Here is an 11,566-nt window from a genome sequence, read left to right on the forward strand (position 1 = left end):
AGAAATAGTAAAAATCAGTCGTTTTTTGAAGGTAGTTTTTTAATAGCTGCAATATCCATGAAACGTTCATCGGTATTTTTACTCAATTCTTTTGGCGTTACGCCAGAGTATTTTTTTATTTCTTTTATAAAATGATTTTGGTCTGTGAAGTTCAATTCTGGAAAAAGTTTGCCTTCGCTTAAATCTTTAAAAGAAGATCCGAAACGCAGAATCTTGCAATATTCTTTAAGTGAAATCCCGAATTGCTGATTAAAATAACGATTAATTTGACGGCTGCTCCAAAACACTTTTTCTGAAAGTTCTTTTACAGAAATGGTTCCGTGTGAGGAATAAATAAGTTCAAATAATTTTTTCTTTCTGTCGTCAATTGGTTTTGTCGAAAATGCGTTGATTTTCTGAGTGACTTTATTTTGAAAATTATCTAAAGTTTCGATATCAATTTTTTCAAAGTTCCAAAAATCATTCGGAATCGTTTTTCCTCCATTCAAAACATCTTTTATAGAATCTCCAAATAAATATTCGACTGCCCAAAGCTTAAATCCAACAGAAAATATCTTTACATCTTTATCAATAGTAACCTGACTTGGAACTGTATCTAAGCCGCGAATTGACATTTCCCAAGTTTCAGAATTGACTTTCATGATTGTCATATCGACCATTCCATTTGGTAGAATTGTTCCTAAAACATCATTTCCTGTTTCATTCTCCACCATCCAAAAACTGTGAACAAAATGCGAAATAGAATCGTCTGGCAAAAGGGATTGGATATTCAGTTTCATTTTTTGATACAATTGAATTTGATTTATATTTCTTTAGTCAATCGATCCATTTCTTTCAATAAAGTCGGAATTCGAAATTCGCCCGCCATACTTTCAATTTTCTGAAAAGCATCTTCCAAATCAATTCCGATAGAAGTCACAAACAAAGGTTTTTTACTGTCGCCTCTTAAAAGTGTTTTTTTATCTTTTTCAATACTTGCAAAATTCGTTTTGGCAACACCAATAATTGGAATTTCTCTGTTTAGCTTTTCATATAAATGTCCGCCTAAACCGTATTTTTTATCGTCGTCTAAATATACGAAACCATCAACTATTATAATTGTATCTTCTTTTAAATCTATCTTATTCAATAAACTAAGAATACAAGGCAATTCCCTTTTGTAAAATTCTCCCGGAATATATTCTGAGACATTATCAATAATTTCGGTGTGAACTTTAAAATCTTTTTCTTGATTCCATTCTGTGAATTCAATGCAGATCGTTTTGGCTTTATTGTCGTAATAATAAGTATCGAAGGCTAATATCATGATTTAAAAAGATGTTTTATGCGAATATAATTCTATTTCAACTGAAACTAATCTTCAATCAAACAAATCTCAAAAACTGTTTTTTCGTTTTCATTTTTGTAATTGATATAACCGCCGTGTGCTTCGATAATATTTTTGGATAAAGTAAGACCAATTCCGGCACCTTCATTTCTGGTGGTGAAAAACGGTAGGAAAATTTTGTTTTCGATTTCTTTTTCGATTCCATTTCCGTTATCAGCAATTTTGATGAATGTTCTGTTTTCTTTGGCTTCCGCCGAAATAAAAATCTGTTTTTGATTTATCTTTTGAAGAGCATTTATCGAATTCGTCAAAAGATTAATTAGAACTTGCTCCATTTGCTGTGGATCAACAGTAATGGAATAATGACGCGAAATTGAATTTACAATCTCGATATTTTCCTTTTTAAACATTGGCTCCATAATATCGAGACTATTATTCACCAAATCTTTCAATTCTAATTTTTGCTTTTTAGGAGAAGGAAGCATCGCCAATTTTCGATAACCTTCAACAAATTTTTGCAAATGATCACTTCGTCTCAGCATAGTTTCAACGCTGTTTTTGATATCTTCTAAATCTTCGGTAGATAAAGAATCCTGCTCAACCAAATCTTGCAAATTTTGACAAATCGAACGAATTGGCGTTATCGAATTTAAAAGTTCATGCGAAATTACTTTCATCAAATTAATCCAGGCATCTTTCTCTTTTTTTTCCACAACATTCTGAATCGAATCAAGCAACACAATATAATAATCGCGCTCAAAAATCACTGTCCGCGAAGCTTGCAAAACAAACGTCTGTAAATTTTGTTCGTTTATACTGATATCGATTGCCGTTTTTATTTCTTGAAAATCATCTTTATCAATAATTTCACATAAAGCCGGCAACTGATTTTTAAGATATTTCCACTTCGAAAATTTAGGCACATTAAAATGACTCGAGAAATAATCGTTCATCAAAAAAATATCCCAATCGTTTTCCTGCTTTTGCAAAATGATAATTCCGGTTTCGATATTATTTAAAATCGAAGTATAAATAATGTCTTTCGAAATCTGCTCATTCTGTTTGTTTTTCAAAATATCATACAGTTGAAATAAATCATTTTTACTTGATTTATGTTTCGAAAAATCGGAAGTAAAATCGTTTTGTATGATTGAAGAAATGGTTTTGTCGTACAACAAAATGATATTTTTTACATAAAAATACAATTCGACAATCATGAAAAAAACAATCAAAAAACCAAAAATAGGTGCAAAAACAAATTTGATTTTATGCAGATAAATAGAAAACTCGATTCCTGCCAAAATCAAAATTAATCTCAAAAAAAGAAGCTGATATGTTTTTAAGGATTTTAGCATATTAATTGGTGCTGATATTATATTTTTCCAAACGTCGGTACAAAGAACCTCGCGACAATCCAAGTTCTTCCGCAGTTTTACTGATATTATTGTTGTGTTTCAAAAGTGCTTTTTCCACAGTAGCTTTTTCTACCGAAGAAAGCTGAATATCATCTGGATTTTCATATTCGGTAATTTGCTCCAAATCCAAATCGGAAACCGTAATTTTATTGTTTTCGCAGAGAATAATAGCACGCTCGATTTTATTTTCCATTTCACGGATATTTCCGTTCCAAGCGTGTTTCTCGATTTGTTCCAATACTTTTTTGTCAAAAGTAATTTGGCTTCTTTCGTATTTTTCACTTATTTTTTCGAGCAAATATTCGGCTAGCGGAATTTTATCTTCGATTCTTTCACGCAACGGAGGCAACACAATTTCCATAGTATTGATTCGGTAATACAAATCTTCTCTAAAATTTTTGTCGGCAACTTCACTTTTTAAATTCAAATTGGTTGCTGTAATTATTCGAACATTTAAAGGTCGTGCTTTTGTTTCGCCTAATCTTGTGACGGTTTTGGTTTGAATTACCTGTAATAATTTTGACTGCAAATGAAGTGGAACATTTCCAATTTCATCTAAAAAAATAGTTCCGTTTTGCGCCATTTCAAAACGTCCTGGCGTATCGTTTTTTGCGTCGGTAAAAGCGCCTTTTACATATCCAAATAATTCGCTTTCGAAAATATTCGAATTCAATGCTCCCAAATCTACATTGATAAACGGCTGATTTTTTCTTTCCGATTGCGAATAAATATGATGTGCCAGAACGAATTTTCCTGTTCCGTTTTCGCCAAGAATCAAAACATTGGCATCTGTTTTTGCAACTTTATCGGCAAGAGAATATGCTTTTTTTATGATTTCAGAATTTCCGATAAAAAAGTCATCAGCAATTTCCGGGCTTTTAATTTTCTTTTGTTCTTTTCTCGCTTTATCAACTGCCTGTTTTACTGATTCCAGCAATTTTTTATTTTCCCAAGGTTTCAAAATATAATCAAAAGCGCCAGATTTTAAACCCTCGACCGCCGTTTCCACTTTTCCAAAAGCGGTCATTAAAATCACAACTGTTTTTGGCGAAAGCGTTTTGATTTCTTTCAATAAATACAAACCTTCTCTTCCATCTTCAAAACCAATTCTGTAATTCATATCCAACAAAACAACATCAATGGTGTTTTTTGCCAACAATTCGACAATATTTTTCGGATTATTGAGCGTATAAATGTTCTCAAAATACTTTTTGAGATAGACTTTCGACGCAAAAAGAATGTCTTCCTGATCGTCGATGATTAAAATCGAAGCGTTAGTTTTTTTCATGTTTGTTCGGTTTTGGACGAAAGGTGTCCACTTATGGACAGTGTGGCTTTTTTTCAGAAAATAAAACATTAAAAATAAAGCAATTACAAGTTTTAATTTTCTGGCATGAAAATCACATTTGTATTCATAAATCATTAATAATTAAGCCCTTTCAAAAGTAAAAATAACAAAAAATCGCATTGTTAAATATCTTAATTTTCAGACGCGTTTCTTTTGCTTCCGAAGGGAAAATCTAAAAATAGAAAATCAATCAAACTAAAAACAATCAATTATGATTACCATCAAAAAACTTTCAAAAGTATTTAGAACTGAGGAATTAGAAACCAAAGCATTAAGTGAAATTTCATTAACAATCAATCAAGGCGACTTTGTTTCGATCATGGGACCGTCTGGAAGCGGAAAATCAACTTTATTAAATATTGTCGGACTTCTGGACAGTGCTTCAGATGGAAGTTATCAATTGCTTGATCAGGAAATGGTAGGCTTAAAAGAGAAATTAAAAGCAAAAGCAAGAAAAGAAAACATAGGGTTTATTTTCCAAAACTTTAATTTAATTGATGAATTATCGGTTTATGATAATATTGAATTGCCGCTGATTTATAATAATGTTTCTGCCTCTGAAAGGAAATCGAGAGTAAATGAGATTGCACGAATATTAAACATATCTCATCGACTGAAACATTTTCCGCAGCAACTTTCAGGCGGACAGCAACAACGCGTGGCGGTTGCAAGAGCTTTGATCAATAATCCAAAAATTATTTTGGCCGATGAGCCAACGGGAAATCTAGACAGTAAAAATGGAAATGAAGTAATGGAATTACTAACTGATCTTCATGCCAGCGGTTCAACAATTTTGATGGTTACGCACTCTGATTATGATGCTTCATTTTCGCAAAAAACCATTTTAATGAAAGATGGCGTCATTCTTTCTGAAAAACAGAATCACAGAAATGTCGATGTTTTGGTAACTTCTAAAAACTAGAATCATGCTAAAAAATTGGATTAGTATTTTTATTTTTCAGGTAAAGAACAACAAGCTTTTTACAGCTTTGAATGTTTTGGGATTGAGTATAGGAATCGCCGGATTGATTTTTGCCATTCTTTATTGGAATGATGAGCACAGTTATGACCAATGGAATCCTAACAAAGAGAATGTTTTTTTGGTTGCAAATCAAATGGATCCTACCACATATTGGGCATCAAGTTCTGCACCAATTGGTTCAGCTATAAAAAATACAAGCCCAGAAGTTGAATCTTATTGTTATGTAAACGGGAATTATGATAATGAAATAATTCATTACAATGACAAAAAAGTACAGTCTGGAAAAATTGTAGTAGCACAAAAAAACTTTTTCGATTATTTCCCTTATCAATTTATAGAAGGAAATGCAAAAACAGGATTACCTGACGGGAATAGCATTTGTTTGTCTGAGGATTTAGCAATACAGCTTTTTGGAAATGAGAGCGCATTTGGCAAAAAAATAGTTTTGCAGAATCAGACTTTGGTTGTTCGAGGTGTTTACAAACTAGATAAAAAATCAGTTTTTAATCCTTCTTGCGTAGTCAATTTTATGGATTTACGTGTGAAAAACACTATTCAGCAATGGGGAAATTTTCAGTTTATACTTTTATTAAAGCTAAAAAATCCAACTGACGCAGGATTAGTAGAAAAGAGCCTTTCTAAAATTTATTATGATAACATGACCGCACCTCGCGCCAAATTTCAGGGTATGACTCCGGAAGAGTTTATTAAAAAATTTGGAGAAGTAAAACCTCATTTAGAGTCTTTGTCTTCTATTCGTTTGCATACCAAAACAGGCGGTCTTATAGAAGGCAACGGAAATTATCAGCTTTTGCTAATTTTTATGGGACTATCAATCTTGATCCTGATATTATCGATCGTTAATTATGTTAATTCGGCAACGGCAAATGCTGTAAAAAGAGCGAAAGAAATTGGAGTTCGAAAAGTTATTGGCGCTTCTAAAACAAATATAATACTGCAATTTATTTTTGAAACTGCAATAATTCTATTGCTCTCCATTTTAATCTCTCTTGTTATTGTCGAACTTTCCATTCCTTATTATAATGCTTTTTTAGAAAAAGATCTTGTATTGCAAAGTGGACAACTTTATTTACAGTTAGTTGTTATTTTTATCGGGACTGTCATTACAGCAGGAATATTTCCGGCAATTTACGTTTCAAATTTTGAAGTTTTAAAAGTATTGAGAGGAAATTTTATTCGAAGTAAAAACGGCGTTTGGCTTCGTAACGGAATGTTGATTTTTCAATTTGCTGTTGCAGCGTTCTTTATAATCGGATCTTATATTGTATATCAACAAATTGATTATATGAATTCTAAAGATTTAGGTTTTAACGGAAACCAAGTTCTTAACATCTCTTATCGAAATATTTATGGCGAAAAAATTGATGGCAAAATTCAATTTGACAAATATAATAACATCAAAAACCAATTGCTTCGCATAAAAGGAGTTAAACAAGTTGCTGGTGGTGGCTTTGTTATGGGAAGTGGCGCAAAATCTGTAATTTCTTATCATTATAAAGATATAAATATTGATGGAAACAATGTTCCGGTAGATTTTGGGCTTCTTGAAATGATGAAAATAAAATTAGTCAAAGGGCGCTATTTTAATCCACAATATTCTCAGGACACAATCAATTCAATGTTGATTAATGAAACTGCTTTAAAATTATTAAACGAAAAAGATCCTATTGGTAAAAAAATAAACTGGGACGGAAAGGAAGTTATTATCGTAGGAGTTGTAAAAGATTTTAATATTGGAAACCCTGGCGAAGCTATACCTCCAATGTCTATATTCCATTTTAAAAGTATTCCTTGGTTTAGTGGTCTATTAAATAATATTTATGTAACTGCCGATCCTAAAACCATGCAACAAACTATTGCAGCTATAGAAAATGTATGGTTAAAGAAAGTAGATTCTGACTATCCATTTTTATATGACTTTGTTGATAAAGAATATAAAAGGTCTTATAATAGTTATGTACAACAAAAAAACCTTTTTTCTTTACTAAACTTAATTGTTATTTTGATTGCTCTTATTGGTTTATTTGCTTTGGCTTCCTATTCTATCGAAAGACGCATGAAAGAAATCGCAATTCGAAAAACTCTTGGTGCAGAAACTAATATTTTATTGAAAGAACTTTGTAAACAATATGTAGTTTTCAGTATAATTGGTTTTTTAATCGCCTCGTTTCCGGCTTATTATTTATTAAATAAATGGTTAGAAAATTTTGCCTATAGAGTTTCTATTTCTATTTCTCCTTTTCTAATTGGCTTCACAGCTTTATTATTGCTAACGCTTGCAGTGGTTCTTTCGCGCGCTTATCAAGCTACAAAAGTTGATGTTTTACGATATTTAAAATACGAATAAGATGCTCAAAAACTGGATTAATATATTTATTTATCAAATTAAGAACAATAAATTATTTACGGCTCTTAATATTTTAGGATTATCAATTGGAATTTCAGGTCTGATCTTCGCATTGCTTTACTGGAACGACGAACAAAGTTATAACGACTGGAATCCTGAAAAAGAAAAAGTATATCAGGTTTTGGTTCAAGTAACCGGTATGCCCGCCTGGTCAGATTGCGCCTAATTCCTGAAACCGGCTTTAGACAAAGATCCTAATATTGAATCTACACTATATGCTGATTACTGGTACCAGAAGGATAAAATTATTTACAAAGGAAAAAAGAAATTTGTAGATAAAATTATCAATGTAGAACAAAATTTCTTTTCTTTTTTTCCTTTCGAAATTATTCATGGCGATGCAATTTCAGCTTTAAAAGACGATTCCAGTATTGCTATTTCTGATATTACGTCTAAGAGGATTTTTGGAAATGAAAACCCCATTGGAAAACAAATAAAATGCTTTGACCAGCTATTTTCTGTAAGAGCCGTTTATCATATTCCTGGAAATTCTTCAATTGCGCCAAATGTCATCATCAACAAAATGAAGGAACTGACAACTTCCGGATTAATGAATCCGTTTATTTTAAAGTTACTATTAAAAGTAAAAGACCCAGCAAAAGTTGATCTTACAAGACAGAAACTCGAAAGACTTTACAACCACGATTTTATTACGAGACTTGCTAAAGAAGCAGGTTTCACGCCCAAAGTTATGGCTAAAAAAGTAGGTTATTTTACCGTTATTCTAGAACCTTTATCAAAGGCCAGATTACATTCGGTAGGAGATGGTTATCCTGAAACACGAGGAAATTATCAGTTTTTGATGATCATGATGGGTTTGTCTGTTTTGATTCTCATTTTGTCTATTGTTAATTATATCAATCTCGCCACTGCAAACGCGGTAAAACGAGCAAAAGAAGTTGGGGTGCGTAAAATTTCGGGAGCTTCTAAAGGCGATATTATCATTCAGTTTCTTTTTGAAACTAGTTTAACGACCAGTTTCTCCATTTTACTGGCGTTGGTAATTGTAGAACTCGTTTTGCCTTATTACAACAACTTTTTAAATAAGAATATTGTGCTTCTCGCCAGTCAGTTTTATATACAATTGATTTTGATTTTCATCATTACCGTTTTGACTGCTGGATTATTACCGGCAATTTACATATCCAATTTTAAAACTTTTAAAGTTTTGAAAGGAAATTTCGAAAGAAGCAAAAATGGTATTTGGCTTCGTAACGGAATGTTTGTTCTTCAATTTGCAATTGCTGCTTTTTTTATTATTGGTTCCAATATTGTTTATCAGCAAATTGAATATTTACAAAATAAAGATCTTGGCTTTAAAGGCGATCAGGTAATATCGGTTTGCCTAAATTTTCCATCAATTGAACATCAGTCAGAAAACGCAGAACAAATTATTTACAATAAATACAGCATGATAAAACAACGGCTGTATAAAATTAAAGGCGTCCAACAAGTTTCAACAGGTCTTATTTGTTTTGATGGATCAGATAATTCTATTTCTCCAGTTCTGTATAATAATGAACTTTATAAGGAAAGAATAATCAATTTAGATTATGGCATGTTTGAAATGCTGCATATTAAAATAATAAAAGGCAGAGATTTTGATAAAAAAATAGCGTCTGACACTGTTAATTCCGTTATAATAAATGAAACAGCAGCAAAACTAATGAATCTTAAATCGCCTCTTGGAAAAGAACTTGTGATACGAGATCAAAAATTAAAAATTATTGGCGTTATCAGGGATTTTAACTTATTGAGCCCCGAAATAAAAGTTCCGCCAATTGCTTTCCATCATATTAAAACCTTTGATATGGCGCATAATATAGATAAAGTTTATATAAAACTAAACGCCGATGACTCGGAAAACACGATCGCCAATATCGAAAAATTATGGTCAAAAGTTGATACTGAATATCCATTTAAATATGATTTTGTAGACAAACAATATGCAAGAACATACGAAAGTTACTCTAAACAAAAAAGCTTATTTTCATTACTTAATATTGTTGTAATTCTAATTGCTCTTTTCGGATTATTTTCTTTGGCTTCTTATTCGATACAAAGACGCATGAAAGAAATCGCCATCAGAAAAACGTTGGGAGCAGAAACAAATATTTTATTAACAGAATTATCCAAACAATATATCTTATATTGCTTGGCAGGTTTTTTTATCGCGGTCATTCCTGTGTATTATTTTTTGACTAAATGGTTGGAGAATTTCGCATTTAGAATCAATATACCTTTATTTCCTTTTATTTTAGGTTTTATGACACTCTTTAGTCTTACATTGCTAATTGTTCTTCTAAGAGCCTATAAGGCAACAAAAACCGATATTTTAAAATATCTGAAATATGAATAAAATTAATATAAAACCACCTTATTGCAAATTATGATTCAAAGCAACAAGCCTACAATCAAATATTTTTGAAGGCTTGTTGTTTAAATGACTCATAAAACTCCTTTAACAATGCCTCGTTTTGAACTCCTGATAAAATTTAAAATCTCATTACGTTCGAAAGAAGGTTCGAAATTTTGCTCGATATAATCTAAAGCCACATTAGTATTTCTTCTTTCTTGAAAAATGATTCTATATATCGTTTTAATCTCTTCGATTTTTACAGAAGAAAATCCTCTTCTACGCAGTCCAACGGTATTTAATCCCGAATATCTTAAAGGTTCATCTGCAACAAGTATATATGGCGGAATATCTTTTACAACTCGGCTCAAACCACTAACCATTGAATGACTACCAATAGATGAAAACTGATGAACTGCGGTCAACCCACTGATGTTAATCCAATCTCCAGTAATCACTTCACCAGCCAAACCAACACTGAAGCCAATTATACAATTATTCCCAATAACACAATCATGACCAATATGTGCGTTCGACATAATTAAATTCGAATTTCCAATACTTGTTTTATTTTTTGATATCGTACCACGATTTATAGTAACATTTTCGCGTATAATATTATTGTGACCTATTTCAAGCAAAGTATATTCACCGTTAAATTTTAAATCTTGGGGAACACCACCAATTACAGCTCCTGAGTGAATTTGGCAATTGTCCCCAATTCTAGAGCCGTTTAAAATAGAGACACTATTTCCAATCCAACAATTATCACCAATGATTACATCATTTTCAATCGTGGAAAAATTTCCAATATAAACCTTATTACCAATTATTGCACTTTTTCCGATTACAGTATTTTTCAATATCTCTAAATTTAATAACATAGCAAATATTGAAAAAAGAAAAAATTTATTTTTTGATGTAATATCAAATAATTGAAGCCCGAATTCTGCTTAAAGTTTCCTGGCTTATACCAATTAATGAAGCAATATGTTTCAGCTTAGCTTTTTGAATAATTTGAGGAAATGACTCTAACAGAAAAATATATTTTTTCTCGGCAGTCATTACTCGAAATAAATGATGAAATTCATTTATTCGAGAAAGATAATATCTAAGTTGTTTCAAATGAAATTTTAAAAATAAAGGATACTCCAATAAAAGCAATTCATCAGAATATGATAACGAGTAGACAATTGTCTCCTCACAAGTTTGGAAAATCTCAAAAGAAGGTTTTTGTTCAAAAAAGCTGCTCATAGAAGTTATAAACTGATTGTCAGTATAAATCCACTTGGTAACTTCTTCTTCATTTTCAAAGCAAAATCTACGAACCGCACCCGACTTAATGAAATAAACTTTATTACAAATTTTACGCTCTTCAATAATAAATTCGTTCTTCATAAACTTTTCTTCTACAAAAAGTCTCCGAATAGCACTTTCAGTCTCGGAATCTAGCTTTTGAAAATCATTTATAACACCAATTAGCTCGTTCATAAAATAAATTGTAAGAAACAAATTTATCAATATTTTCTAAGACAATAATCAAAAAGCTAATCCATTTAAACTAAAGCTCATAGAAAAACCAGAGAAACATAAGGCCAAAAAAAAAACTTCAATTAGCAAAGCCAATTGAAGTTTTAGTACTCAGAGCGGGACTTGAACCCGCACGAACATTGCTGTTCACTGGATTTTAAGTCCAGCGTGTCTACCAAT

The 11,566-nt window shown here is 31.5% G+C and carries 10 protein-coding genes; 4 read left to right on the forward strand and 6 right to left on the reverse strand.

Annotation, left to right across the window (positions count from 1 at the left end; genetic code table 11):
* Positions 1–14: 14 nt before the first annotated feature.
* From FND99_RS11515 to FND99_RS11530, 4 genes are read right to left on the reverse strand one after another with little or no spacing between them, the layout of a single operon-like run.
* Positions 15–779, reverse strand: a complete 765-nt coding sequence (locus FND99_RS11515) for a helix-turn-helix domain-containing protein (protein ID WP_144338113.1) — start codon at positions 777–779, stop codon at positions 15–17.
* A gap of 23 nt (positions 780–802) precedes the next feature.
* The gene (locus FND99_RS11520) at positions 803–1,306 is read right to left on the reverse strand and encodes an endonuclease V (RefSeq protein ID WP_144338114.1); all 504 of its coding nucleotides are present in this window, start codon (positions 1,304–1,306) and stop codon (positions 803–805) included.
* Between the two features lie 47 nt (positions 1,307–1,353).
* Positions 1,354–2,682, reverse strand: coding sequence for a sensor histidine kinase (locus FND99_RS11525; RefSeq protein WP_144338115.1), 1,329 nt, complete (start codon positions 2,680–2,682; stop codon positions 1,354–1,356).
* A gap of 1 nt (position 2,683) precedes the next feature.
* Entirely contained in the window at positions 2,684–4,030 is a 1,347-nt protein-coding gene (locus tag FND99_RS11530; protein WP_144338116.1) for a sigma-54-dependent transcriptional regulator, read from the reverse strand.
* A 271-nt stretch (positions 4,031–4,301) separates the two neighbouring features.
* Between FND99_RS11530 and FND99_RS11535 the strand changes: the two genes are divergently transcribed.
* From FND99_RS11535 to FND99_RS11545, 4 genes are all read left to right on the forward strand, one after another.
* Positions 4,302–5,012 (forward strand): ABC transporter ATP-binding protein, encoded by a 711-nt coding sequence (locus tag FND99_RS11535; protein ID WP_144338117.1) that lies wholly within the window; start codon positions 4,302–4,304, stop codon positions 5,010–5,012.
* Between the two features lie 4 nt (positions 5,013–5,016).
* Positions 5,017–7,440 carry an ABC transporter permease gene (locus FND99_RS11540; RefSeq protein ID WP_144338118.1) on the forward strand — a complete coding sequence of 808 codons (2,424 nt, stop codon included), beginning with the start codon at positions 5,017–5,019 and terminating at the stop codon, positions 7,438–7,440.
* Position 7,441: 1 nt separating this feature from the next.
* The gene (locus tag FND99_RS20350) at positions 7,442–7,666 is read left to right on the forward strand and encodes a hypothetical protein (protein WP_342777781.1); all 225 of its coding nucleotides are present in this window, start codon (positions 7,442–7,444) and stop codon (positions 7,664–7,666) included.
* Between the two features lie 117 nt (positions 7,667–7,783).
* Positions 7,784–9,859: an ABC transporter permease gene (locus FND99_RS11545; RefSeq protein ID WP_342777782.1), complete on the forward strand. Its 2,076-nt coding sequence runs from the start codon at positions 7,784–7,786 to the stop codon at positions 9,857–9,859.
* Positions 9,860–9,948: 89 nt separating this feature from the next.
* Here the strand turns inward: FND99_RS11545 and lpxA are convergent, their stop codons facing one another.
* On the reverse strand, positions 9,949–10,719 hold the full coding sequence (lpxA, locus tag FND99_RS11550; RefSeq protein ID WP_144338119.1) for an acyl-ACP--UDP-N-acetylglucosamine O-acyltransferase: 771 nt from the start codon (positions 10,717–10,719) through the stop codon (positions 9,949–9,951).
* A gap of 64 nt (positions 10,720–10,783) precedes the next feature.
* On the reverse strand, positions 10,784–11,347 hold the full coding sequence (locus FND99_RS11555) for a Crp/Fnr family transcriptional regulator (protein WP_144338120.1): 564 nt from the start codon (positions 11,345–11,347) through the stop codon (positions 10,784–10,786).
* Positions 11,348–11,566 lie beyond the last annotated feature (219 nt).

Origin of the sequence: Flavobacterium daemonense (genome assembly GCF_007341385.1) — a bacterium.
Lineage (GTDB): Bacteria > Bacteroidota > Bacteroidia > Flavobacteriales > Flavobacteriaceae > Flavobacterium > Flavobacterium daemonense.